Here is a 24,263-nt window from a genome sequence, read left to right on the forward strand (position 1 = left end):
AGGTGCCGGAGTGTCGGACGACGTCCCGGACCGTGCTCGATGCGGACCGATCCGCCAGCAGAGAAGGACCCGCATGACCCTCGAACGCGAGGAACTCCGCGACGACTGGACCGTGTCCGCGGCGGAGGAGGACGCACGCGCCGACCTCCCGCAGGCGGTGCGCGGCCGGGCCCTCCCGGCGACGGTGCCCGGCCAGGTGCACATCGACCTCGAGCGTGAGGGGCTGCTGCCGGACCCCGCGTTCGACCGCAACGAGTCGTCGACCGCGTGGGTCGGACAGACCGACTGGGTCTACCGACGGACCGTCGACGTGGACCCGCGCGGGTTCGAACGCGTCGACCTGGTCTGTGACGGTCTCGACACCGTCGCCACCCTGACGCTCGACGGCGTGCAGGTGGGGACCACCCGGAACATGCACCGTCGCTACCGCTTCGACCTGCTCGACCTGACCGACGGGACGAACGCGAGCACCGACCGCGAGCTCGAGGTCCTGTTCGAGTCACCGTACCGCGAGGCCGAGCGGGTCGCCGCCCGCGCGGGAACGATGCCCGGCCCGTACGACGAGCCGTTCCCGTACGTGCGGAAGCAGGCGTCGAACTTCGGCTGGGACTGGGGTCTGACGGCGGTGACGAGCGGCCCGTGGCGTCCGGTCGCCATCGAGCGCTGGTCCACCGCACGACTGCGCGACGTCCGGCCGCTGGTCGACGTCGAAGCGGGGGAAGGTGTCCTCGACGCCCACATCGCGTTCGAGCGCTCCGGCATGAACGACCTGGACCAGGACGGGGAGGACGACGACCTGGTGCTCGTCGTCACGGTGTCCGGTCACGGCACGAAGCAGCGCTCGCGGGTGAACGTGACGCCGAAGGAGGACGAGGCCGTCGTGACGGTCCGGATCCCCGAGGCCGAACTCTGGTGGCCGCGCGGGTACGGCCCCCAGCCGCTCTACGACGTCGAGGTGCACCTGCAGACCGTGGACGGGGACGTCCTCGACCGCTCGTCCTTCCGGACGGGCTTCCGCTCGGTGCACGTGGACACGGCCGAGGACTCGGTCGGCCGTCCCTTCGCGATCCGGGTGAACAGCACCCTGATCGACGTCCGTGGCGTGAACTGGATCCCGGACGACGTGATCGTCTCCCGGGTGACGAAGGAGCGGTACGCCGAGCGGCTCGACGCGGCCGTGATGCTCAACGCGAACCTGGTGCGGGTGTGGGGCGGCGGCGTCTACGAGTCGCACGACTTCTACGAGCGCTGCGACGAACTCGGGCTGCTGGTGTGGCAGGACTTCCTGTTCGCCTGCGCCTCGTACCCCGAGATCGAACCGATCCGCAGCGAGGTCATCGCGGAGGCGCGGGACAACGTCGGCCGCCTGGCCCGGCACCCGTCCCTCGTGGTCTGGAACGGCAACAACGAGAACATCTGGTTGCACGACGCCGACGGGTGGGGCGAGGAGCTCGGCGACCGCGGCTGGGGGCTCGACTACTACCTCGACCTGCTGCCGACGATCGTCGACGCCGTGGACCCGTCGCGGTTCTACACGGTGGCGTCGCCCTGGTCCGGTGACGAGGCGTTGGCTCCGAACGACGTGGACCACGAGACGCACCACTCGTGGGACGTCTGGAACCGGGTGTCGGACGAGCACTACCGCGACTCGGTGCCGCGCTTCGTGTCCGAGTTCGGTTGGCAGGCGCCGCCCGCGTGGCGGACCCTCCGCGAGGCCGTCACGGACGACCCGATGACCCCGACCTCTCCCGGGGTCGTGCACCACCAGAAGGCCGACGACGGCATGGGCAAGCTCGCCCGCGGCCTGGAGCCCCGGTTCGGCGGAGGTCGGGACACCGACTTCGACCGCTGGCACTGGCTCACCCAGCTGCAGCAGGCACGCGCGATCGCGACCGGTGTCGAGCACTGGCGGACGCACTGGCCGCGAACCACCGGCGTCGTCGTCTGGCAGCTCAACGACCTGTGGCCGGTGTCGTCGTGGTCGGCGATCGACTCGGCGGGGCGCCGCAAGCCGCTCGCGCACGAGCTGCGTCGCCTGTACGACGACGTCCTGCTGACGATCCGTCCGGTCTCGACCGTGGTCACCACGATCACGCCGCTCGCGCCGGGCTCGGAGCGCGAGGACCGGACGGGAGGCGCGCACCCGCCGACCGCGCAGCTGCCGGTTCCCGACGCCGACGGCTCCCCGGTCGAGGTCGCCGTCCGGTCCGCGCGGAACGGCATCGACTCGGTGGTCCGCGTGCGGCGCATCGACCTGGCCGGGCAGATCCTGGCCGAGGAGTACCTGCCGGTGCTCCTGAACGGCCCCGGAGTCGCCGTGGTGCGGCTGCCGGCCTCGGTCGGCGTCGTGGCGGACCCGCGCGGTGAGTTGATCGTGGCGGACATGGACTGGCGTCGAGCGGTGTGGACGCCGGCGCCCGACCAGGACATGCGCTGGCAGCCGGCCCACTACCGGGTGACCATGGCGGACGAGCCGGACCGCTCCGGCGTCCGGATGGTCGTCGAGGCGGAGTCGCTCGTGCGGGACCTGCTCGTGCAGCCGGACCGGGTGTCCCCGACCGGCACCGTGGACCGGGGGTTCATGACGCTGTTGCCCGGCGAACGGGTGGAGTACCGCGTCGCGGGCGTCACGGAGGCGGACGCTGCGGCCCTGACCGCGGCGCCGGTGCTCTGGACACTCGACCGCGTGCTCGCAGACTGACCGTCTGCCTGCATGTGATATTCAAAGGCCGTATACTGGTCGTCTGAGCGTCGGTCGGTCCGTCGCCGACGGCGGCTGCAGTTGCGGGTCGCCCGAGATCAGGAGGCCCGTTGTCCCAGACCCTTCCCCGGTCGACCCGGTCGACCCGGTCGACCCGGTCGACCCGGTCGACCCGACCGACCCCATCGTCCCGGTCGACCCCTGAGACCTGCTCCCGGGCGCAGGTGTCCACATCGAAGCGTCTCGTCTCCGTCCCGTTCGTCATGGCCGTGACGGACGTGGCGGCACTGCTCATCGCGTTCGCCGCTGCGCACATCGTCAGGTTCCCGGACGGTTCGCTCGTGCGTCCCCCCGTCAGCGTCGACTGGCTCGCGGGTCTGGTGACCATCGGGTTCTGGGCAGTCCTGCTCGCGACGATGCGGACTCGTGACCCGCGCGTCGTCGGGGTCGGCGGCGACGAGTACCGGCGGTTGCTCTTCGCGTCGCTCACGACCGGCGGCACCCTCGCCGTGACCGCGTTCCTGCTCGACCTGCAGATCAGCCGCGGGTACGTCGCCGTCGCGCTCCCGCTCGCGTTCGTGTTGCTCGCCATCGGCAGGAAGACCTGGCGGACGGCGCTCGTCCGCCGTCGGGCCCGGGGTCTCCACCTGGTCGACGTCCTCCTCGTGGGTGATCTGGACGACGTCGAGTACGTCGGGAACCGGATCGAGGCGTCACCGGCAGCGGGGTACCGGGTGCGCGGTGTCCTCACCGAGGGTCGCCCGAGTGGGCACGTGGCCTTGGACGGGACGACCCGCGTCCCGGTGCTCGGCCACGTCGACGACGTCCTCGCCGTCGCCCGCAGTGCCGGCGTCCGTGCGGTCGTCTTCGCCGGCGCGGTCCCCGGCGGTCATGAGCGTCTGCGGCGGTTGGGGTGGGAGATGGAGCGTCACGGCATCGAGCTCGTCGTCTCCTCTCCGCTCGTGGACGTCGCAGCCGCGCGCGTGCACCACCGAGCCGTCGACGGTCTCCCGCTGATGCACGTCGAGACGCCGGCCTACACGCGACGTCCGAGCAAGCGGGCCTTCGACGTCGTCGGGGCACTGTGTGGCCTCGTGCTGCTGGCTCCGGTCGCCGCGGCGATCGCGGTGGCGATCCGCCTGGACGACGGCGGACCGGTGTTGTTCCGTCAGCAGCGCGTCGGGCGCGGCGGTTCGGAGTTCTCCATCGTCAAGTTCCGGACCATGTGCGTCGACGCCGAGGACCGGAAGGCCGAGTTGCTCGCGGCGAACGAGGGTGCCGGCCCGCTCTTCAAGCTCCAGGCCGATCCGCGGGTCACCCGCGTCGGCGCGTTCCTCCGTCGGACGTCACTCGACGAGCTCCCGCAGCTGTGGAACGTCCTGACCGGTTCGATGAGCATGGTCGGTCCACGCCCGGCGCTCCCCGGCGAAGTCGCTGTCTACGCGGACTACGCGGAGCGCCGGTTGCTCGTGACCCCGGGCATCACCGGGCTCTGGCAGGTGAGTGGACGGTCCGACCTGGACTGGGCCGAAGGGGTCCGGCTCGACCTGCACTACGTCGAGAACTGGTCCTTCCTGCACGATCTCGTCATCCTGGCCCGCACGGTGCCGTCGGTCCTCCGGTCGCGCGGCGCGTACTGAGGCGTCGCGTCGGGCCACCCTGGACGATCGGTGTCCGTTGCACTGCCCGCCTGGGTTTCTCGGCCCCCGCGAGTTAGCATGGTCGGACAGCGGGACGCCGCCGCGCCGGTCGACGATGACCGGACCACGCGATCAGTCCCAGTACCGAAGGAGACATCATGTTCCAAGGCCTCACCGGACTCCACCTGGTGATCATCCTCGGCATCGTGCTGCTGTTGTTCGGTGCGACGAAGTTGCCGGCACTCGCGAAGGGCCTCGGTCAGTCGATCAACATCTTCAAGAAGGAGATGGACACCGACGACCGCAAGAAGCCGACGACGCCGGACGTGACCGACGCAGCGGGCTACGGCGCGACGGCGCAGCAGGCCGCCCCGGTGCAGCAGCCGGTCGTCAACCCCGGCCCCTCGGTGCAGCCGAACAGCGACTCGCGCTCCCAGTAGCGCCTCCGGACCGCCGACCCATCGGCATCCCGGCCCCGGGACCGACAGCCTCCGTGCACCTGCTCCTCCGCAGGTCGCCCGGAGGCTGTCGTCGTCCTGCGCTCCGCCACCACGCGGTCGTCCGGCGGCGCATGATGGCACCATGACGTCTGCCCGCCCCGCCGCCGACCGGTCGGGAGGCACGGCACCCCTCCACGACGACCGCCGACTCGTGCTCGTGGTCGCGATCCTGTCCTCGTTCGTCGTCGGCCTGGACTCCAGCGTCGTCAACGTGGCCCTGCCCGCGATCCGCACCGAGCTCGGCGGCGGACTGGTCGTGCAGCAGTGGACCGTCGACGCCTACCTGGTGACGCTCGGTTCGCTGATCCTCGTCGCCGGCTCGCTCTCGGACCTGTTCGGCCGGGTGCGCGTCATCACGTGGGGGCTCGTCGTGTTCGGCATCGCCTCGGTGGTGTGCGCGATCGCCCCGACCGGTGAGGTCCTCGTCGTCGCCCGGGCGTTCCAGGGCGTCGGCGGAGCGCTCGTCACGCCGAGTGCACTGGCACTCATCGTGGCGGCGTTCCGCGGGGCCGTGCAAGCGAAGGCGATCGGCACGTGGACGGCCTGGTCGAGCGCGGCGTCGATCCTCGGCCCGGTCGTGGGCGGGCTCATCGTGGACGGCATCGGTTGGCGGTGGATCTTCGTCGTCACGGCGGTGCCGATCGCGGTGACGATCCCGCTGGTCCGGCGGATCTCGGGCGACGTCGTCGCGGGGGACCGCCCCCGGGTGGACGTGGTCGGCGCAGTCCTGGCCGTCGTCGGGGTGGGTGGGGTGGTGCTCGGGCTCATCGAGCAGGAGCGCCTGGGGTGGGGTGCACCGGTCGTCGTCGCGGCGCTGGTCGTCGGCGCACTGGCGCTCCTCGCCTTCGTGCCGTGGGAACTCCGGGTGACGCGGACCTCCGGGTCGCCGCTCGTGCCGCTCGCACTCTTCCGGGCCCGGAACTTCGCGGTCGGCAACCTCGCCACGCTGTCGATCTACGGGGCGCTCGGCATGGTCTTCTTCGTCGTCACGCTGTTCCTGCAGGAGGTCTGGTCTTTCCCTGCATGGGTGGCGGGGCTCGCGACCCTGCCGCCGACCGTGGTGCTCCTGCTGCTCTCGACCACGGTCGGTGGTCTGGCCGGACGGTTCGGCCCGCGGTGGTTCATGGCCGCGGGCCCTGCGGTGGCCGCCGCCGGTGCGCTCCTCATGGTCACGGTCGGCGAGGACCCGAGCGGCTACTGGACCGCGGTGCTGCCCGGGCTGGTGCTCGTCGGGTTCGGGATCACCCTGATGGTCTCGCCGCTGACGAGCGCGGTGCTCGGCTCGGTGCCGCAGCACGAGGCCGGGGTCGGGTCGGCGATCAACAACGCGGTCGCCCGGATCGCCGGCCTGGTCACGGTCGCGCTCGCGGGTGTCGTGCTCGGTGGTGAGGTGAGTGTCGCCGGCGTCCACCGGGCGATGGTGGTGATGGCGGTCCTGCTCCTGGCCGGTGCCGTGGTGAGTGCGATCGGCATCGTGGACGTACGATCACCGGAAGCGGAAGAAACCAGCCCGTTGTAAAGTTGAGCCAGGTGGACTCAATGTGAGTCCGATGACTCCGTGACCACACGACCGACGCAACGGAAAGGACAACGCATGGCGAACCTCCAGGGCGCCCCTGACTCGCAGGAGAAGCAGAAGACCGCCCTCGAGCAGTACGGCGTCGACCTCACCGCGGTCGCCCGCAGTGGCAAGCTCGACCCGGTGATCGGCCGCGACGCCGAGATCCGACGGGTGTCGCAGGTGCTCACCCGCCGTACCAAGAACAACCCCGTGCTCATCGGCGAGCCCGGTGTCGGCAAGACCGCCGTCGTCGAGGGGCTCGCGCAGCGCATCGTCGCCGGTGACGTGGCGGACTCCCTCAAGGACAAGCGGCTCGTGTCGCTCGACATGTCCGCCCTCATCGCCGGCGCGAAGTACCGCGGTGAGTTCGAGGAGCGGCTCAAGGCCGTCCTCAAGGAGATCGACGACTCCGACGGCCAGGTCATCACGTTCATCGACGAGCTGCACACGCTGATGGGCGCCGGTGGCGGCGAAGGGTCGGTCGCGGCGTCGAACATGCTCAAGCCGATGCTCGCCCGCGGCGAGCTCCGGCTGATCGGTGCGACGACGCTCGACGAGTACCGCGAGTACATCGAGAAGGACGCCGCCCTCGAACGACGCTTCCAGCAGGTCTACGTCGGGGAGCCGAGCGTCGAGGACACCGTGGCGATCCTCCGCGGCCTCAAGGAGCGCTACGAGGCGCACCACAAGGTGACGATCAACGACTCCGCACTGGTCGCCGCCTCGGCACTGTCCGACCGCTACATCTCCGGCCGACAGCTGCCCGACAAGGCCATCGACCTGATCGACGAGGCCGCCAGCCGACTGCGGATGGAGATCGACTCCAGCCCGGTCGAGATCGACGAGCTCAAGCGCACCGTCGACCGGCTCCGCGTCGAGGAGTTCGCGTTGAAGCAGGAGAAGGACGACGCCTCGAAGGCCCGGCTCGAGACCCTGCGGAACGAACTCCGCACCCGTGGTGAACTCCTCGACGGCCTGGAGGCGCGGTGGCAGGCCGAGCGCGCGACCCTGAACCGGATCGGTGAGCTCAAGCAGCAGCTCGACGACCTCAACATGCGGTCGCAGCGCGCCCAGCGCGAGGCCGACTACGAGACCGTGTCGCGGCTGGAGTACGGCGAGAAGCCCCGCATCGAGGCCGAACTCGCCGCCGCCGAGCAGGCCGGGTCCGCCGATCGCATGGTGAACGACAGCGTCACCGACGAGGACATCGCCGCCGTCATCGCGCAGTGGACCGGCATCCCGGTCGGCCGACTGCTGCAGGGCGAGACCGAGAAACTCCTGCACCTCGAGAGCGAGCTCGGCCGTCGCATCATCGGGCAGCGCACCGCCGTCAGTGCCGTCTCGGAAGCGGTCCGTCGCACTCGCGCCGGCATCTCCGACCCGGACCGGCCCACCGGTTCGTTCCTGTTCCTCGGCCCCACCGGCGTCGGCAAGACCGAGCTGGCGAAGGCGCTCGCCGAGTTCCTGTTCGACGACGAGAAGGCCCTCGTCCGCATCGACATGAGCGAGTACGGCGAGAAGCACTCCGTCGCGCGGCTGATCGGTGCTCCTCCGGGGTACGTCGGGTACGAGGCCGGCGGTCAGCTCACCGAGGCCGTCCGACGTCGGCCGTACTCGGTGATCCTCCTCGACGAGATCGAGAAGGCCCACCCCGAGGTGTTCGACGTCCTGCTGCAGGTACTCGACGACGGTCGCCTGACCGACGGGCAGGGCCGGACGGTCGACTTCCGGAACACGATCCTCGTGCTCACGTCGAACCTCGGGTCGCAGTTCCTCACCGACCCTGCCCTCACCGCCGAACAGCGTGAGGGCGCCGTCCGCGAGCTCGTGCAGCAGGCGTTCCGGCCGGAGTTCCTCAACCGCCTCGACGACATGGTGGTGTTCCAGGCGCTCACCCCGGACGACCTCAGTCAGATCGTCTCGCTCTACGTCGACCGGCTGGCGCGTCGGCTCTCCGGTCGTCGCCTCGAGCTCGCCGTGACGCCGGACGCCCGCGCCTGGCTGGCCGAGCGCGGGTACGACCCGGCCTACGGTGCCCGTCCACTCCGGCGCCTCATGCAGCGCCAGATCGACGACCAGCTCGCGCGGGCGATCCTCGCCGGCGACGTGCGGGACGGCGACACGGTCCGCGTCGACGTGGCAGCGGACGGCGAACAGCTCGTCGTCGAACCGTTCGAGGTCGCGGAGCTCGTCGAGGAGTGACCGGACCGGCCCACGCCGCCGGTACCTGATCGCCGCGTCAGCGGCGGTCAGGCCGTGCCGGCGGGGGAAGCAGTGTCGGTGGGAGAGGCCCGGTGTCGGTCCGCAGGAACGGCACCGGGCCTCCCGTCCGCCGGGGGCGCCAGCGGCGGGTGGCGGACGCCCGGGGCGTCCGGCACGGCGGACGACCGGACGAGGGGGTCCGCGGAGCGCACTGCCGTCCGCCGATGTGGGCCGCCACAGCGCCACCGGCCTACGGTTGGTTCCATGCCCGAGTTCCGCGCCATCCGTCGCATCACCGAGTCCATCGAGCGCGCCAGCATCCTCGACAAAGCCGTCGACGTCGACCGTGCGCTCGTCCGCGCCGTCGCTCGACCCCGTGCCGTCCGGCAGCTCCTGCACGGTGTGCCCTTCGGGCACCCGATCCACCCGCTCATGGTGCAGGTGCCCCTGGGTGCCTGGATCTCCGCAGCGGTCCTCGACCTGGTCGGCGGCACGGGCAACGCGAAGGCCGCGAAGACGCTCGTCGGCGTCGGCGTCGCGTCCGCTGGCACCGCGAGCGTCGCCGGGTACGTCGACTGGTCGGAGCTGAACCGTGAGCAGCTCCGCACCGGATGGGTGCACCAGGCCGTGAACTGGGTCGGGATCTCGCTGTACGGCCTGTCCTGGTTGCAGCGGAAGCGCGGCAACCACGGCGCCGGCAGGCTCCTCGGATTCGCCGGGCTGACCGTCGTGAGCGTCGGCGGCTACCTCGGTGGGCACCTGTCCTACCGGCAGCGAGCCGGCGTGAGCGAGCACGGCGAAGTGCCGTACGACGCCGAGGCCTGAGCCCCGCGGGGACCGGTGCCCGCCGAGGTCCGCTCGGGCCGGCGCACCCGTCTCCGGCGTGCTCGTCGACGACCGGCACGGCACCGTCTCCCTCCCCCCAGCTGATCCACAGCGCACCGGCATACGGTATGTCAGTGCGCGTACTGGTGGTGGACGACGAGATCCCGCTGGCCGACCTGATCGCCCGTGGGCTGCAACGGCAGGACATGGCCGTGGACGTCGCGTACCGCGGGGACCACGCCGACGAGTTGCTGTCCGTGCACGACTACGACGTCGTCGTGCTCGACCGCGACCTGCCCGGCATGCACGGCGACGAGGTCGCCAAGCGCCTCGCAGCCCGGGGACGCCTCACCCGCGTGCTCATGCTCACCGCGGCGACGACCCTGACCGACCGGGTGCACGGACTCGAACTCGGCGCGGACGACTACCTGGCGAAGCCGTTCGAGTACCCCGAGCTCGTCGCGCGGGTCCGAGCCCTCGGCCGACGCGCGGTCGTGCCGATCGCGCCCGTCCTCGAACGCGACGGCATCGTCGTCGACTCGAACCGGCGCATGGCGACCCGCGACGGCCGCCCCCTGGACCTGACCAGCAAGGAGTTCGGCGTGCTCGAGGTGCTCCTGCAGGCCGATGGCCGCATCGTCCCCGCCGAGGAGCTGCTCGAGAAGGTCTGGGACATGAACGTCGACCCGTTCACCGCGGCGGTCAGGGTCACCATGTCGAAGCTCCGGCGGAAGCTCGGCCCGCCCGACCGGATCCGGACGGTCCCCGGGCAGGGCTACGCCCTGTGAGGCGTGCCTGGAGCATCCGGGCCCGCACGGCGCTCGCGTTCGCGCTCACGTCGATGGCGCTCACCGCCGCGGCGATCGTCGTCCTGAACCTCGGATCGCAGCACTCGATCGCCGAGGTGACGGAGCTCTCCGAGACCCTGCCCGAGCCGAGGCTGCACCGGGCACCCGTGGTCCGCCCCGATCCGTCGTCACCACCGCCCACCGAGCGGATCGCCATCGTGTCGCGCGTGGCGACGTCGCAGTGGCAGTGGTCGGTACTCGGCATCGGTGCCGCGGGGGTGCTCTCCGGCGGCACGGGTTGGCTGCTCAGCCGGCGGATGCTCGCGCCGATCGATCGCATCACGGCGACCGCGACACGCATCTCGGCGTCGACGTTGCACGAACGGATCGCCCTCGAGGGCCCGGACGACGAGCTCCGGCGGGTGTCACGGACCATCGACGGCCTGCTCGACCGGCTCGAGCAGGCGTTCGAGAGCCAGCGTCGGTTCGTCGCGCAGGCCTCGCACGAACTCAGGACGCCCCTGGCCGTGCAGCGCGCCGCCATCCAGATCGGCCTGCACGACGGTGCCCGTCCCACGGAGATCGCCTGCGCTCGGGAGGACCTGCTCGAGCAGAACCGGCGGACGGAGCACCTGGTCGAGTCGCTCCTCGTGCTGGCGGAGGCCGAGCGTGGGTTGGACGGCCGGACGGTCGCCGTCGATCTCGGTGCCCTCGCTGACGAGGTCGTGGCGGAGCTGTCGGACACGGCCACGGCGGCGGGCGTGACGGTGACGTGCCGACGTGCGTCCGGGCCTCCCGGCGGTACGCCGACCACCGTGGACTGCGAACCGGTGCTGACCCGGCAACTCGTGCACAACCTCGTCGACAACGCGATCGAGTACAACCACGACGGCGGTGACGTCCACGTCACCGTCGACGGAACGGGCCTCCGCGTCGAGAACACCGGCGATCCCCTGCCCGCCGAAGTCGTCGCGACGCTCACCGAACCGTTCCGCCGGGCGGACGGCGTCACCCGTGCCGACACCGGCCGCGGTGTCGGCGTTCCGGTCGCGCGTCGACACAGCGGCCTCGGACTGTCGATCGTCGACGCCGTGGCGCAGGCCCACGGGTGGTGCGTCGAGGTCGCGCCGCGCGGCGGCGGCGGACTCGTCGTGTCGGTCGGCACCACGGCGCGCTGATCGTCCCGATGCCGGTGGTGCGCCCGCCCGCAGGTGTTTCGTCGGTGCAACCCCGACCGGTCCGCTGCCGAAACACCCGGTCGGCTGTGCTGTGAGCATGACGATCACCGCACACATCAGGACACGGCTGCTCCTGACGGCCGCAGTCGCCCTCGGGCTCATCGGCGGCCTCGCCGGCTGCAGCGGCTCGGGCGACGACCGCCCGGACGCCCACTCGAGTTCCACCGCCAGCACCGGCATCGGCGCGGACTGGGGCACCTGCATGCGCTCCGCCGGCTTCGACGTCGAGGACCCGAGTGACGACCTGGTCCGGTCGGGCACGGTGCTCGCGCCCCAGGGCGTGGACCAGGAGCGGTACGCCGCGGCCGCCGACCGCTGCTCGTCCGCCGTCGGCGTCGAGCGGAAGGACTCCGCGGCGCAGGACTCGTGGGCGCGCCAGTACGAGCGCGTCGCGTCCTGCATCCGGGACGAGTACCCGGACTACCCGGAGCAGCCGGAGGGGACGCTCGGCCTCTCCCCGGAGGACTACCCGCGGGCCACGGAGTCCGGGTTCCAGGAGAAGGCCGACGCCTGCCTCGAGGAGTTCTCCCCGGGCACGAAGACGCAGCAGGCCGGATGACGCCCGCCGGGCCGCGCACGTCCCGACAGTGCTCCCGACACGACGACGACCACGACGAAAGAAGCACCACGACCATGACACGCACCACGACCACGAAGACCACCGCGACCCTCGGCGCCCTCGCCGTGCTGCTGCTCACACCAGGCCTGCTCGCCGGCTGCAGCGGCAACCGTGACGACGGACCCGGACCCGGCACCGGGACGAGCAGGAGCGCCGCCCACGCGGGGGCAGGGGAGCTGGGCGACTGCCTGCGGAAGAAGGGCTACGACGTCTCCGACGACGAGCTCGGTGTCGGCGGTGGGACGTCAGCCGAGCTCTCGCTCCCCGGAGGGGTCGACGAGCAGCAGTGGCTCGAGGACACCGCCGCCTGCTCGGGGACCAGCACATCTGCGGGGCAGGTGTCGGAGGCGAAGTCACCTCCGGGGTACGAGGAGGCCGACCGGAAGGCGTCGGAGTGCATCCGCGAGCAGGGGTTCGCCGACTACCCGGACGACGACGACGACCGATCCGCGTACCACCCGGCGGACGAGAGCGCCTTCGAGCGCGTCGCGGAGCAGTGCGAGGACGAGGCGTTCGCCGGCCTCGGCGACGAGGCCTCCTCGAGCGGCGGCGACCGATGAACCGCCGTCGCACCACCGTCCTCGTCACGGCTGGCTGCCTGGTCGTCGCTCTCGGCGCGGGAGCAGCCGCATGGGCGACCGTCGCCGCACCGAGCACCGCGACCGCCGACACGACGACGCACCGCAGCACCACCGTCGTCACGAAGGGCGACCTCGTCGAGTCGCGGACCTTCGCGGGCGTGCTCGGCTACGGCGAGACGGCCGCGCTGTCCGCTTCCGCCTCCGGCACGATCACCTGGCTGCCGGAGCCTGGACAGGTCATCCACCGCGACGAACCGCTCTACGCGGTGGACGAGCGCCCGGTCCGTGCCTTCATGGGCACGACCCCGCTCTGGCGCGACCTCGTCCCCGGCACGGCGGGCGCGGACGTCCGGCAGCTCAACGAGAACCTCGCCGCCCTCGGCTACGACGTCGTGCAGGACGACGTCTTCGGACGGAGCACCGCCGCCGCGGTCCGGACGTGGCAGGAGGACCACGGGCTCACGGTCACCGGCACCGTCACGGCCGACCAGATCGCCTTCGTCGACGGGGACGTCCGGGTCGCCTCGGTGCCGGCGGGCCTCGGGCAGCCGGCGGGCGGTGAGGTCCTGCAGGTGACGAGCACCCGGCGCGTGGTCCAGGCCACCGTGCCGGACCGGGACGCCGGGCAACTCGCCGTCGGGACGGCGGTCGAGGTCCTCGTGAACGGCACGGGTGACGCCATGCCCGGTGAGGTGACCGATGCCGAGCCGACGGAGAGCGACGACGGCGGACAGTCCGTCGCGGTCACGGTCTCGTTCGACGCCGGTCGCCGTCGTCTGGCGGAGGCCGCGTCCGCCCAGGTCATCGCCCGGGGTCGGACCGAACGCGACGTCCTGTCCGTGCCGGTGTCGGCCCTCAGGGCGTCCGACGGCTCGGGCTACGCGGTCGACGTGGTGCGCGCGGGCGAGCCGACGGAGTCGGTGCGGGTCGAGGTCGGCCTCGTCGCGGACGGACGAGCCGCGGTCACCGGGGACCTGCACGAGGGCGACCGCGTGGTGGTGCCCTCGTGAGCGGCGAGGTGGTGCTCGAGCTGCGGGACGTGACGCGCACGTACGGCGAGGTGCACGCGCTGCGTGGCGTCTCGATCCGGGTCCGGCGTGGAGAACTCGTCGCCGTGGTCGGGCCGTCCGGTTCCGGGAAGTCGACGATGCTCAACGTGGTCGGCACCCTCGACCGGCCGACGTCCGGATCCGTGTCGATCGCCGGCACCGACGTCGGAGCCGTGCCGGACGACGCGCTGTCCGCCCTGCGGGCCGAGCACATCGGCTTCGTGTTCCAGCACTTCCACCTGCAGGCCGGCGCGACCGCCGCCGAGAACGTGGCGGACGGGCTGCTCTACACGGGCACGGACCGTCGGCAGCGGTCGGAGCGCGCGGTCGCGGCGCTCGAGCGCGTCGGACTCGGGCACCGGGTCGACCACCGGCCGGGACAACTCTCCGGTGGCGAGAAGCAACGGGTGGCGATCGCCCGGGCGGTGGTCGGGGAGCCGACGGTGCTCCTCGCCGACGAGCCGACCGGCGCGCTCGACACCGCCTCGGGTGCGACGGTCCTCGCCCTGCTCCGGGAGCTCAACGCCGCCGGGACCACCGTGCTCGTGATCACGCACGACCTCGACCTCGCCGCTTCGTTGCCGCGCCAGGTGCGGATGCGGGACGGCACCGTCGAGGACGACTCAGCGAGCGACGCGCCCTCCCTCGCGGCGGCGATCGGGGTCGGGCGGTGAGCGCCCGGCGCACCCTCGGCACCGGCGACCTGCTGCGGCTCGGGGTGTTCGGCCTCCGCACGCGCCCCACGCGGGTGGTGCTCTCCGCACTCGGCATCGCGGCGATGATCGCGGTCGTCGGCATCTCCGCGTCGAGCAAGGCCGCACTCGACCGTGTGCTGGACGCACTCGGCACGAACGTGCTCACCGTCACGAAGGCAGAGGGGTTCGGGGAACCGGTGCCGCTGCCCGAGACCGCGGTCGACTCCGTACGGCGACAGGACGACGTGCTCACGGCCGCCGGGGTCGGCAAGGTCGACGGCGGCAAGGTGTACCGGAACCCGTTCGTGCCGGCCGCCGAGACGAAGGGCATCGGGGTGTTCGGCTCGTGGGGCGACGTGCCCGAGGTGCTCGGCGGCTCGGTCGCCTCGGGGCGCTGGCTCGACACGGCGGCCGACGCTCCACCGCAGATGGTCCTCGGCGCGGATGCCGCCCTGGCGCTCGGCATCGACCGGGTCACCCCCGACGCGCGGATCTGGACGGCTGGCCGGTGGGTGCAGGTCGTGGGGGTCCTCGGGCCGATGCAGCTCGCACCGGACCTCGACAATCAGGCGTTCGTCCCGCGAGGGCTCGCTGGCGATCTCGGGTTCGACGGGCATCCCACGGCCGTGTACACCCGGGTGGACCCGGAGCGGGTGTCCGAGGCGCGTGCCGTCCTCGCCCGCACGGTCAACCCGTCGTCGCCCCAGGACGTGGGGGTCACCCGGCCGTCCGATGCCCTCGCCGCGAAGAACGCGACGGACGACTCGTTCACCGGGCTGCTCGTCGGCATCGGCGGGGTCGCGCTGCTCGTCGGCGGCATCGGCGTCGCGAACACGATGGTCATCACGGTGCTCGAACGGCGTGCCGAGGTGGGGGTGCGACGCGCGCTCGGTGCCCGGCGGCGGGACATCCGCGACCAGTTCCTCGTGGAGTCGTTGCTGCTGTCGTTCCTCGGTGGGGTCGCCGGCGTGGTGATCGGTCTCGGCGTGACCATCGCGTTCGCCCTCGGGCAGGGCTGGCCGATCGCGGTACCGCTGTGGGCCGTCGCCGGCGGACTCGGGGCCACGGTCCTCATCGGCGGGGTGTCCGGGCTCTACCCGGCGGCGCGCGCAGCGCGGATCCCGCCGACCAGCGCGCTGGCGGCCGTCTGAGGCGGGCGGCCAGGAGGCCCGGAACCGGTCCGCCGGACCGGCCCGGGCCTTGCGTCTGTGGTCCTGTTGGTTTCCGACGCTGAATGGTTGCGTTCCTGTTGCTTCCGCGCGTACAGTGCTCGGAAGCAACAGGAACGAAGGAGTCCGGGCATGTACGCAACGGAGCGGCACGAGGCCATCACCGCCGCCCTGCAGTCCGCGGGGCGGGTCTCGGTGGCCGGGCTCGCCGAGCACCTCGACGTCACGACCGAGACGGTGCGCCGCGACCTCGACGCCCTCGAGACCCTCGGGGTCCTGCGCCGGGTGCACGGGGGAGCGGTGCCGGTGGACCGGTCGAGCCTCGTCGAGCTCAGCGTCGCCGAGCGCGAGGGACAGCACGGCCCGGAGAAGACCGCGATCGCACGAGCCGCGATGCGCCTGGTCCCACCGACCTTCACCGGCTCGATCGCCCTCGACGCGGGCACCACGAGCGGCGCGGTCGCGATGGAACTCGCGCGCTGGACCCCGGCGGACGCAGGCACCACGATCACGGTCATCACGAACTCCGTCCCGATCGCCAGCACGCTGCAGCACAGTGCGCACGTCGAGCTGCACCTGCTCGGCGGTCGGGTGCGTGGCGTGACGAGTGCCGCGGTCGGCACCGCCACCGTCGACCAGATCGGTGCCCTCCGCCCCGACGTCGCCTTCGTCGGCACGAACGGTCTGTCCGCCGGATTCGGGCTCAGCACCCCGGACGAACACGAGGCCGCAGTGAAGGGCGCCTACGTCCGTGCCGCCCGGCGCAGCGTCGTCCTCGCCGACGCGGCCAAGCACGGTGTCGAGGCCCTGATGCGCTTCGCACGCCTCGACGAGGTCGACACGCTCGTCACCGACCAGGCGCCCCCGGCCGACCTCGCCGGCGCGCTCGCCGACGCCGACGTCGAGGTGGTCGTCGCATGAGCACCTCCACACGGATCGTCACGGTCACCCCGAACCCATCGCTCGACCGCACGATCGAACTCTCCGGGGAACTGCAGCGCGGTGCCGTGCAGCGGGCCACCCGGTCGACGGCCGAGCCCGGTGGCAAGGGCGTCAACGTCTCCCGCGTCGTCGTCGCGAGCGGTGGGGACACCACGGCGGTGCTGCCCGGTGACGACGCCGACCCCGTGCTCCTCGGCCTCGCGACCCGGGGCATCCCGACGGCCGCGCTGCCCATCGGTGCCGCCCTCCGCTCGAACGTCACCGTGACCGAGCCGACCGGCACCACCACGAAGCTCAACGAGCCGGGCCCCTCGCTCGCCGGACGCCTCGACGACCTCGCCGACCTCGTCGCGAGCACGGCCGGCGCCACGGCCACCGGGCCGGCCGCGCGTTGGGTCGTCCTCGCCGGGTCGCTGCCGCCGGGGCTGCCCGACGACGCCCTCGCCGTCCTCGTCCGCGCGGTCCGCGCCCGACACGGCGCCGACGTGCGGATCGCGGTCGACTCGTCGGGCGTGCCGTTCACCGCGCTGCTGCAGTCCGGCGAACGGATCGACCTGGCGAAGCCGAACGCCGAGGAGCTCGCCGAGGTCGTCGGCGGTGACCCGGAAGCCTACGAGCAGGACCCGGCCCTCGCCGCCGAGGCCGCCGGACGGCTCCGGAGCCGCGGAGTCGACACCGTCCTGCTCACCCTGGGCAGCGCCGGAGCCGTGCTCGTCACCCCGGACGGTTCCTGGACCGCTGCCGCGCCCCGCATCACCGCACGCTCGACGGTCGGTGCGGGGGACTCCGCGCTCGCCGGGTACCTGCTCGCCGAGGTCGCCGGTGTCGACCCCGCCGCCCGGCTCGCCCAGGCCGTCGCCACCGGAGCCGCCGCGGCCGCCCTGCCGGGCAGCGACGTGCCCGCCCTCGACGCCACCGACCCGGACGCCGTCACCGTCCACGCCCTCGGGCTGGCCCCCACCAGGACCACCGGCCCCGTCCCCACCGTCGCCTAGGCGACACGCCCTCCCCGACACCAGCACGCCCGGCGCCCGTCGCCACTGCAAAGGAGCACACCATGTCCGCTGCGCACAGCGCGGGACGCGACCAGCGTCTCATCAGCCCCGATCTCGTCGGGCTCGACGAGGACCTCGGCGCCACGTCGTCCGACGTCATCCGCGTGCTCGCCGACCGCATCGCCGCGACCGGCCGCGCCGACTCCGGCGAGACCCTGGCCGCCGACGCCATCGCGCGCGAAGCCTCCGTCGGCACCGGCGTCCCCGGGGGCATCGCCATCCCGCACGCTCGGTCGACCTCGGTGACGAGTCCGACCCTCGCCTTCGCCCGCTTGGCCCGGACCGTGCCGTTCGGTGCCCCGGACGGCGACGCCGACGTCGTCTTCATGATCGCGGTGCCCGACGGGGCGGACAAGGACCACCTCACCGTGCTCTCCACCCTCGCCCGGGCGCTCATCCGCGAGGACTTCACGGCTGCGCTGCGCGCCGCCACCACCGCGCAGGAGATCGTCGACCTGGTCGACCGCGAGGTGAGCGGCGAGGTCGCCGCAGCCGGTGTCGGAACCGCTGGCGGAGCCTCCACGGAGACCGGACAGGAGGCCCGTCCCGACCGCGCCGCGGAGACGCACGTCGTCGACAGCGACTCCTCCGGCACCACCGGTCGCCGGAAGGTCATCGTCGGCGTCACCGCCTGCCCGACCGGCATCGCGCACACCTACATGGCCGCCGACGCCCTCGTCGCCGCCGCCCAGCGGGCCGGCGCCGAGATGCACGTCGAGACGCAGGGGTCCTCGCAGGTGGAGCCCCTCGACCCGGCCCTCATCGCCCGCGCCGACGCCGTCGTCTTCGCGGTCGACGTGGACGTCCGGGACCGCGCGCGGTTCGCCGGCAAGCCGCTCGTCTCCGGCCCGGTCAAGCGCGGCGTCGACGAGCCGGACGCGATGATCGCCGAGGCGCTCCGCGCGGCCGACGACCCCGCGGCCGCCCGGGTCTCCGGCTCCGCGGCCGAGGCGGGCACGAGCACCGCGAAGGACGAGCACTTCGGGCAGGCGCTCAAGCGCTGGCTGCTCACGGGTGTGTCGTACATGATCCCGTTCGTCGCGGGCGGCGGGCTGCTCATCGCGCTCGGGTTCCTGCTGTCGGGCTACGGCATCGCGCTCGACCACGGTGACTCGGGGCAGAACAACGCCGTCTGGACGCTGACGAACCACACGCTGCTGGACCTGCCGCCGGAGGGGCTCGGGTACTACCTCGGTGCCGCGGCGTTCCAGATCGGCGGCGTGTCCCTCGGGTTCCTCGTCGCGGCACTCGCCGGGTACATCGCGTACGCCATGGCCGACCGGCCGGGCATCGCCCCGGGCTTCGTCGCGGGGTCGATCGCCGTGTTCATGAACGCCGGGTTCCTCGGTGGTCTCGTCGGTGGCCTCATCGCCGGTGCCGCCGCGTACTGGATCGGGCGCATCCCGACGTGGCGCTGGCTGCGCGGGCTCATGCCGGTCGTGATCATCCCGCTGTTCGCGTCGATCATCGCCTCGGGCCTCATGCTCCTCGTGCTCGGCGGCCCGATCGCCTGGCTGATGACCCAGCTCACCGGGTTCCTCAACTCGCTCACCGGTGCCTCGGCGGTCCTGCTCGGCATCATCCTCGGGCTCATGATGGCGTTCGACCTCGGCGGCCCGGTCAACAAGGTGGCGTACGCGTTCGCCGTCGCCGGGCTCGGTGCGGGCAGCGCGTCGAACGTCGTGCCGTTCGAGATCATGGCCGCGGTGATGGCCGCCGGCATGGTCCCGCCGCTGGCACTGGCCCTCGCGTCGACCCTCCTCTACCGCAAGGGCTTCACGAAGCCCGAGCGGGAGAACGGCAAGGCCGCGTGGTTGCTCGGTGCCTCGTTCATCTCCGAGGGCGCGATCCCGTTCGCCGCGGCCGACCCGCTGCGGGTGATCCCGGCGTCGATGGTCGGTGCGGCCGTCACGGGTGCGATCTCGATGGCGGCGGACGTCACCTCGCGGGCACCGCACGGCGGGATCTTCGTGTTCTTCGCCATCGGCAACGTGCTCATGTTCATCGTCGCGGTCCTCGCCGGCACGGTCGTCTCCGCGCTCGTGCTCGTCGCGCTGAAGAAGTGGGTGCGTCGGGCTCCGGCGGCGACGGACGTCGCGGCCGGTGAGGCAGCCTCGGCAGGCGACACGGTCGGGCAGCGCGCGCCGGTCGCCGCCTGACGCAGCCCCGTCCGGACGGGAGGCTCCCCACCGGAGGCAGGGCGGCGCCGCACACCGGACTCTGTCAGCCCGCTCAGGCAGGGTGGCGGGATGACGACCGCCGTCCCCTCGACCGTCGCCCACGTCGGCACCGCCTCCGGCGACCCCGGATCAGGCGGAGGCCCGGACCCGGACATCGGCGGGCTCACCGGCCTCGTCCTGCAGGTCATCGACACGATGGGGGAGTGGGGCGTCGCCCTGATGCTCTTCATCGAGACGGTGTTCCCGCCGATCCCGTCCGAGGTGATCCTGCCGCTCGCCGGGTTCCTCGGGGGTGCCGGCCGGATGAACCTGACACTGGTGCTCGTCCTCGCCACGGTCGGTTCGTACGTCGGGGCACTCGTGCTCTACTGGCTCGGCGCGGTGATCGGCTTCGAACGCACCGTGCGGTGGTTCGGCAAGCTCCCGCTCGTCGACGAGGACGACTTCCGCAAGGCGGCGTCCTGGTTCCACCGGCACGGCAAGAGCGCGGTCTTCTTCGGTCGCCTCGTGCCCGTCGTCCGGAGCCTCATCTCGCTGCCCGCCGGCGCGGACCGGATGCACCTCGCCACGTTCTCGCTCTTCACGATCCTGGGCAGCGGGCTGTGGAACTCGGTCCTCGTGCTCGGCGGAGCCGCACTCGGCACCCAGTACGACCGCGTCGAGGCGTACACCGAGTGGATCGACCGGGCCGTGTACCTGGCCGTCGTGGTGGTCGTCGTGGCGTTCGTCGTCCGGCGCATCCGCCGGGGTCGTGCCGCAGCGCGCGACTGACCCCGGCGGCCCCGCCAGTCCGACGACCACCGAGGGCGCCAGCCCCCGGTCGCGCCGGGGCACCCGACCCGCACCCGCTACTTCGCGGTGAGCGCCGATTCCTTGTGCGCGGCCTGCTTGCCCGACTTCTCCGACTCGATGATCCAGTACGGGTCGTCGTCGGTCGGCTTGAAGGTCTGGCCGTCGAACTCGAAGTCCTCCGTCTTCTTCTCGACGAGCTTCCCCGTCGTCTTCCCCTGCGAGGTGTTCCACTGGACCTCGTCGCCCTTGCGCATGTCGGCCTCCCGCCGTCCTCCGGAGGACCATCCGTCCGGGACCCGGACGGTACGCGCGGACGCTGCATCATCCCTGGTGCGCAGTTCCGGCCCCGTCGGCCATCACGATCGGGTGACGGCGGCTCGGATCGGCGGGGCCGCGGGTACCGTTGCCGAGGAGTCACACCGCGAACACCCGACGCGGATCCGGACTCCCGAGGGATCGACGTGCACCATGAGCCTGGCCACCGACAGCGCGAGGGCCGAGACCGTCCTGGCCGGACGGTACCGTCTCGTCAAACTGATCGGGACCGGCGGCATGGGGTCCGTGTACGAGGCCCGGGACGAGCACACGTACCGCGCCGTCGCGGTCAAGATGTTCGCCACCCCGGAGCGGATGACCACCGCGGACCGGGTGCGCCAGGAGCGTGAGATCCGCCTGCTCAGCATGCTCTCGCACCCGGGCCTCATCCCGCTCTACGACGCCGGCACGCACGACTTCGAGGACGGCCCGCACCGCTACATCGTGATGGAGCTCATCGCCGACGCGACCCTGCTCCGCCGCCTGGCCGAGGGACCGTTGCACAACTACGAGGTCGCGGACCTCGGCGCGCAGCTCGCCGACGCCCTGGCCTACGTGCACTCCCGCGGCATCGTGCACCGGGACGTGAAGCCGGCGAACATCCTGCTGAGCGACGAGGGTGCCTCCGGGTTCGTCCGTACCGTCAAGCTCACCGACTTCGGGGTCGCGCACTTCGTCGACGGTTCCCGGCTCACCAACGACGGCACGATCATCGGCACAGCGGCGTACCTGTCGCCGGAGCAGGTCGCCGGGGAGCCGATCAGCTACGCCACCGACGTCTACTCACTCGGACTCGTGCTGCTCGAGGCCCTGACCGGCACGCAGGAGTACTCCGGCACGGTGATCGAGGCGGCACTCGCCCGGCTCCGACGTGACCCGAAGGTGCCGGACTCGGTGGCGTCGGAGTGGCGGGACCTGCTCACCCGGATGACCGCGCGTGACCCGGCGAAGCGACCGACGGCGGTCGCGGTCGCACGCGCACTCCGCGGCGGATCGACCCAGGTCACCGGACCGGTGCCGCTCGGGCCGGGCCGGGAGGTCCACCGACGGGAACACCGCATGCACCGCGCCGCGCACCGCCACGCCCGCCGCGGGACGTTCGACGTGGTGCGACGGTGGCGTCGGCGGAACGTGATCGCGGCGTCGGTCACCGCCCTCGCGGTCGCCGCGGCCTGCGTCGGGTCGTACGTGGTCGGCGCGCTGCACTGACCGACCTCCCCGGTCCCGGCCCCCGTTCGCTCAGCGCACGATGGGCGGACCGTTCCCGCCCGGGAGCGATCAGGCAGGATGGGAGCATGAGCGACCAGCGCTGGATCAAGATCTGTGGCCTCTCCACGGCGGAGACCGTGGACGCCGCCGTCGACGCCGGTGCGGACGCGGTCGGGTTCGTCTTCGCCGCCGGCAGCCCCCGCACGGTGACCGCCGACGCCGCGAAGGAACTCGTCGAGCGCCTGCCCGACGGCATCGACGCCGTCGGCGTGTTCCGCGACCAGGCGATCGACGAGGTCGTCGGCATCGCCTCCGAGGTCGGGCTCACCACCCTCCAGCTGCACGGCCGCGAATCCGCGTCGGACTTCGCACGCGCCCGCGACGCCGGGTTCTTCACGATCCGTGCCGTCGCCGCCGCGGACTACCTCGGCGAGACGCCCGAGCAGCGCGGATCGTACGACCACGACCTGCTCCTGCTCGACGCGGCGGTCCCCGGCAGCGGGCACCTCGTCGACCCGGCCACCCTGACCGGCACGGTGGACGAGGCGTGGATCCTCGCCGGCGGGCTCACCCCGGCGAACGTCGCCGACCTGGTACAGCGGCTCGACCCGGACGGTGTCGACGTCTCCAGCGGCGTGGAGTCCGAGCGCGGGGTCAAGGACCCGGCCAGGATCCGCGCGTTCGTCGAGGCCGTCCGCAGCATCCCCTGAACCACGCGAGGCCCGCTACCGACCGGCGCCGTGTCTCGCGTCCGTCGCGTGGTCGCCGTCAGGCGGACCGGAGCGTGGGGACGAGGTCGCGGAGGAACGCGTCGGTGTCCTCCCATCCCTCGACCGCGTGCGACGGGACGCCGAGCGCCTTGACCGGGTAGTCGTTGCCCTCCGGGTCGAGCCGGTCCCCGACGAAGAGCATGTCGTCGAGCGCGATGCCGGTCAGTTCGGCCAGCCGCTGCATGCCGTAGGCCTTGTCGATGCCCTTGCGGGTGATGTCGATGCTCGTGGAGCCGCCGGAGCGGACCTCGAGGTCCGGGAGCTCGGCCTGCACGCGGCGACGGAGGTCGTCCTTCTTCGCGCCGGTGGGGTCCCACTGCTTCTTGACGTCCACCGGAGCCGTCTGCCCCAGCGCGGAGAACGTGATCTGCGACCCGCGGTCCTCGAGGATGTCGCCCCAGGGCTCCGCCTCCCAGTAGCCGGCGGCCTTCGCCTGCGCCTCGACCGCCGCGAGGGCACGGGCCTTCTCGTCCTCGGTGAGGTCCTCGGCGTACTGCAGTGCCCAGTCGCCCGCATCCCAGCGGTAGTACCGCGTGCCGCACGTCGGCATGAGGTGCAGGTCGTCGAGGCGCAGCCCCTCGCGCTTCCGGAGCGGGGTGACGAGCTGCTGCTCGAACTGCTGGAAGTTGCCGCCGCTGATGACGGCCACGGGGACCACCTCGAGCAGGGACGCGAAGGTCTCGAGCATGCGGGCGTCGAGCGGGGACTTCGACGGGGCGAGCGTGTCGTCGAGGTCGAAGGCGACGAGGCGAGGTGCGGACATGCCCTCGATCATGCCAGGGCCGGGTGCGCCCACCGGTCCGGGACGGCCCCGGCTCGGTGCCGGCCCCGACCGCCGCGTCACTCCTTGACGAGCACGACCTCGTCGAGGGGGAGGCGCGTGCGCGGTGCGGTCTCGCGCGCGGCGGCCTTCTCGTCCAGCTGCGAGGCGTCGGCGACGTGGCCGATCGCGGTGACGGTCACCGGCACGAGGTGCTCCGGGAGGTCGAAAGCGGCACGGAGCGCGTCGACCTCGAAGCCGCCCATCTGGTGCACGTGCAGCCCCTCTGCGTGGGCCTGCACGGCGAGCGCGGCGACCGACTGCCCGAGGTCGTACTCCGCCCAGCGGCGCTGCTCGCCGTCGGCCGTGACCGGCTCGGCGATCGCGACGAGGAGTGCTCCGGCGCGGTGGGCCCAGGCGCCGTTGAAGCCCATCAGCGTGGCGTGGATGCGGTCGAAGGTCGGGGTGCCGCGACGGCCGACGATGAAGCGACGGGGCTGCGTGTTCGCGGCGGAGGGAGCCCAGCGCGCGGCCTCGAGGACGGCGTCGAGCTGCTCGTCCGAGATCGTCGCGGTCTCGTCGTACGAACGGGGGCTCCAACGCTCCTCGAGCAGGGGCACGAGGGGCTGGCTGGAGTCGGTCGAGCGCGAGAGCGTGTTCGTCGTCATGGTC

Annotated in this window: 22 protein-coding genes; 19 read left to right on the forward strand and 3 right to left on the reverse strand. The window is 72.3% G+C overall.

Annotated features, from left to right (window positions below; genetic code table 11):
* Positions 1–73 precede the first annotated feature (73 nt).
* The 17 genes from DEI83_RS14250 (at position 74) to DEI83_RS14335 (ending at position 20,516) form a co-directional block, all read left to right on the forward strand.
* A complete protein-coding gene (locus DEI83_RS14250) occupies positions 74–2,701 on the forward strand; it encodes a glycoside hydrolase family 2 protein (RefSeq protein ID WP_111082605.1) in 2,628 nt (875 codons plus the stop codon).
* A gap of 224 nt (positions 2,702–2,925) precedes the next feature.
* Complete coding sequence (locus tag DEI83_RS14260) at positions 2,926–4,341, forward strand: sugar transferase (RefSeq protein WP_111082606.1); 1,416 nt, start codon at positions 2,926–2,928, stop codon at positions 4,339–4,341.
* 158 nt (positions 4,342–4,499) lie between these two features.
* Entirely contained in the window at positions 4,500–4,781 is a 282-nt protein-coding gene (gene tatA, locus DEI83_RS14265) for a twin-arginine translocase TatA/TatE family subunit (RefSeq protein WP_111082607.1), read from the forward strand.
* 142 nt (positions 4,782–4,923) lie between these two features.
* The gene (locus DEI83_RS14270) at positions 4,924–6,360 is read left to right on the forward strand and encodes an MFS transporter (protein ID WP_111082608.1); all 1,437 of its coding nucleotides are present in this window, start codon (positions 4,924–4,926) and stop codon (positions 6,358–6,360) included.
* 75 nt (positions 6,361–6,435) lie between these two features.
* The gene (locus DEI83_RS14275; protein WP_111082609.1) at positions 6,436–8,604 is read left to right on the forward strand and encodes an ATP-dependent Clp protease ATP-binding subunit; all 2,169 of its coding nucleotides are present in this window, start codon (positions 6,436–6,438) and stop codon (positions 8,602–8,604) included.
* Between the two features lie 264 nt (positions 8,605–8,868).
* A complete protein-coding gene (locus DEI83_RS14280) occupies positions 8,869–9,429 on the forward strand; it encodes a DUF2231 domain-containing protein (protein WP_111082610.1) in 561 nt (186 codons plus the stop codon).
* A 134-nt stretch (positions 9,430–9,563) separates the two neighbouring features.
* Positions 9,564–10,217: a response regulator transcription factor gene (locus tag DEI83_RS14285; RefSeq protein ID WP_220036810.1), complete on the forward strand. Its 654-nt coding sequence runs from the start codon at positions 9,564–9,566 to the stop codon at positions 10,215–10,217.
* Positions 10,214–11,395, forward strand: coding sequence for a HAMP domain-containing sensor histidine kinase (locus tag DEI83_RS14290; RefSeq protein WP_111082612.1), 1,182 nt, complete (start codon positions 10,214–10,216; stop codon positions 11,393–11,395). Before DEI83_RS14285 ends, DEI83_RS14290 begins: the two co-directional genes overlap by 4 nt.
* A gap of 97 nt (positions 11,396–11,492) precedes the next feature.
* Positions 11,493–12,014 carry a hypothetical protein gene (locus DEI83_RS14295; RefSeq protein ID WP_146243359.1) on the forward strand — a complete coding sequence of 174 codons (522 nt, stop codon included), beginning with the start codon at positions 11,493–11,495 and terminating at the stop codon, positions 12,012–12,014.
* Positions 12,015–12,088: 74 nt separating this feature from the next.
* The gene (locus DEI83_RS14300; protein ID WP_111082614.1) at positions 12,089–12,634 is read left to right on the forward strand and encodes a hypothetical protein; all 546 of its coding nucleotides are present in this window, start codon (positions 12,089–12,091) and stop codon (positions 12,632–12,634) included.
* Complete coding sequence (locus tag DEI83_RS14305; protein ID WP_111082615.1) at positions 12,631–13,665, forward strand: efflux RND transporter periplasmic adaptor subunit; 1,035 nt, start codon at positions 12,631–12,633, stop codon at positions 13,663–13,665. The genes DEI83_RS14300 and DEI83_RS14305 overlap by 4 nt, the downstream gene beginning before the upstream one ends.
* Entirely contained in the window at positions 13,662–14,378 is a 717-nt protein-coding gene (locus DEI83_RS14310; protein ID WP_220036811.1) for an ABC transporter ATP-binding protein, read from the forward strand. The genes DEI83_RS14305 and DEI83_RS14310 overlap by 4 nt, the downstream gene beginning before the upstream one ends.
* Positions 14,375–15,550 (forward strand): ABC transporter permease, encoded by a 1,176-nt coding sequence (locus DEI83_RS14315; protein ID WP_220036812.1) that lies wholly within the window; start codon positions 14,375–14,377, stop codon positions 15,548–15,550. The genes DEI83_RS14310 and DEI83_RS14315 overlap by 4 nt, the downstream gene beginning before the upstream one ends.
* A gap of 150 nt (positions 15,551–15,700) precedes the next feature.
* Positions 15,701–16,489, forward strand: coding sequence for a DeoR/GlpR family DNA-binding transcription regulator (locus tag DEI83_RS14320; RefSeq protein ID WP_111082616.1), 789 nt, complete (start codon positions 15,701–15,703; stop codon positions 16,487–16,489).
* On the forward strand, positions 16,486–17,505 hold the full coding sequence (locus DEI83_RS14325) for a 1-phosphofructokinase family hexose kinase (RefSeq protein WP_111082617.1): 1,020 nt from the start codon (positions 16,486–16,488) through the stop codon (positions 17,503–17,505). The genes DEI83_RS14320 and DEI83_RS14325 overlap by 4 nt, the downstream gene beginning before the upstream one ends.
* 62 nt (positions 17,506–17,567) lie before the next feature.
* Entirely contained in the window at positions 17,568–19,724 is a 2,157-nt protein-coding gene (locus DEI83_RS14330; protein WP_111082618.1) for a fructose-specific PTS transporter subunit EIIC, read from the forward strand.
* A 90-nt stretch (positions 19,725–19,814) separates the two neighbouring features.
* On the forward strand, positions 19,815–20,516 hold the full coding sequence (locus tag DEI83_RS14335) for a DedA family protein (RefSeq protein WP_111082619.1): 702 nt from the start codon (positions 19,815–19,817) through the stop codon (positions 20,514–20,516).
* A gap of 77 nt (positions 20,517–20,593) precedes the next feature.
* On the opposite strand, the gene DEI83_RS14340 is transcribed toward DEI83_RS14335, so the two are convergent.
* A complete protein-coding gene (locus DEI83_RS14340; protein WP_110891495.1) occupies positions 20,594–20,791 on the reverse strand; it encodes a DUF2945 domain-containing protein in 198 nt (65 codons plus the stop codon).
* A gap of 214 nt (positions 20,792–21,005) precedes the next feature.
* Here DEI83_RS14340 and DEI83_RS14345 point away from each other — a divergent pair, with 214 nt between their 5' ends.
* Entirely contained in the window at positions 21,006–22,061 is a 1,056-nt protein-coding gene (locus DEI83_RS14345) for a serine/threonine-protein kinase (RefSeq protein WP_111209406.1), read from the forward strand.
* Positions 22,062–22,147: 86 nt separating this feature from the next.
* Positions 22,148–22,771, forward strand: coding sequence for a phosphoribosylanthranilate isomerase (locus DEI83_RS14350; RefSeq protein WP_111082621.1), 624 nt, complete (start codon positions 22,148–22,150; stop codon positions 22,769–22,771).
* A 58-nt stretch (positions 22,772–22,829) separates the two neighbouring features.
* Here the strand turns inward: DEI83_RS14350 and DEI83_RS14355 are convergent, their stop codons facing one another.
* Both DEI83_RS14355 and DEI83_RS14360 read right to left on the reverse strand, forming a co-directional pair.
* Positions 22,830–23,594: an HAD-IIB family hydrolase gene (locus DEI83_RS14355; protein ID WP_111082636.1), complete on the reverse strand. Its 765-nt coding sequence runs from the start codon at positions 23,592–23,594 to the stop codon at positions 22,830–22,832.
* A gap of 77 nt (positions 23,595–23,671) precedes the next feature.
* Positions 23,672–24,259 (reverse strand): nitroreductase family protein, encoded by a 588-nt coding sequence (locus tag DEI83_RS14360; RefSeq protein WP_111082622.1) that lies wholly within the window; start codon positions 24,257–24,259, stop codon positions 23,672–23,674.
* Positions 24,260–24,263: the final 4 nt, after the last annotated feature.

Source organism: Curtobacterium sp. MCBD17_021 (genome assembly GCF_003234525.1).
In the GTDB taxonomy this organism is placed as follows: Bacteria; Actinomycetota; Actinomycetes; order Actinomycetales; family Microbacteriaceae; genus Curtobacterium.

Coding starts and splice junctions, on each gene's coding strand:
- DEI83_RS14275 (WP_111082609.1), top strand. CDS start 6,436: ATGGCGAACCTCCAGGGCGCCCCTGACTCGCAGGAGAAGCAGAAGACC.
- DEI83_RS14360 (WP_111082622.1), bottom strand. CDS start 24,259: ATGACGACGAACACGCTCTCGCGCTCGACCGACTCCAGCCAGCCCCTC.
- DEI83_RS14355 (WP_111082636.1), bottom strand. CDS start 23,594: ATGTCCGCACCTCGCCTCGTCGCCTTCGACCTCGACGACACGCTCGCC.
- DEI83_RS14280 (WP_111082610.1), top strand. CDS start 8,869: ATGCCCGAGTTCCGCGCCATCCGTCGCATCACCGAGTCCATCGAGCGC.
- DEI83_RS14340 (WP_110891495.1), bottom strand. CDS start 20,791: ATGCGCAAGGGCGACGAGGTCCAGTGGAACACCTCGCAGGGGAAGACG.
- DEI83_RS14305 (WP_111082615.1), top strand. CDS start 12,631: ATGAACCGCCGTCGCACCACCGTCCTCGTCACGGCTGGCTGCCTGGTC.
- DEI83_RS14330 (WP_111082618.1), top strand. CDS start 17,568: ATGTCCGCTGCGCACAGCGCGGGACGCGACCAGCGTCTCATCAGCCCC.
- DEI83_RS14300 (WP_111082614.1), top strand. CDS start 12,089: ATGACACGCACCACGACCACGAAGACCACCGCGACCCTCGGCGCCCTC.
- DEI83_RS14270 (WP_111082608.1), top strand. CDS start 4,924: ATGACGTCTGCCCGCCCCGCCGCCGACCGGTCGGGAGGCACGGCACCC.
- DEI83_RS14295 (WP_146243359.1), top strand. CDS start 11,493: ATGACGATCACCGCACACATCAGGACACGGCTGCTCCTGACGGCCGCA.
- DEI83_RS14350 (WP_111082621.1), top strand. CDS start 22,148: ATGAGCGACCAGCGCTGGATCAAGATCTGTGGCCTCTCCACGGCGGAG.
- DEI83_RS14325 (WP_111082617.1), top strand. CDS start 16,486: ATGAGCACCTCCACACGGATCGTCACGGTCACCCCGAACCCATCGCTC.
- DEI83_RS14335 (WP_111082619.1), top strand. CDS start 19,815: ATGACGACCGCCGTCCCCTCGACCGTCGCCCACGTCGGCACCGCCTCC.
- tatA (WP_111082607.1), top strand. CDS start 4,500: ATGTTCCAAGGCCTCACCGGACTCCACCTGGTGATCATCCTCGGCATC.
- DEI83_RS14250 (WP_111082605.1), top strand. CDS start 74: ATGACCCTCGAACGCGAGGAACTCCGCGACGACTGGACCGTGTCCGCG.
- DEI83_RS14345 (WP_111209406.1), top strand. CDS start 21,006: ATGAGCCTGGCCACCGACAGCGCGAGGGCCGAGACCGTCCTGGCCGGA.
- DEI83_RS14320 (WP_111082616.1), top strand. CDS start 15,701: ATGTACGCAACGGAGCGGCACGAGGCCATCACCGCCGCCCTGCAGTCC.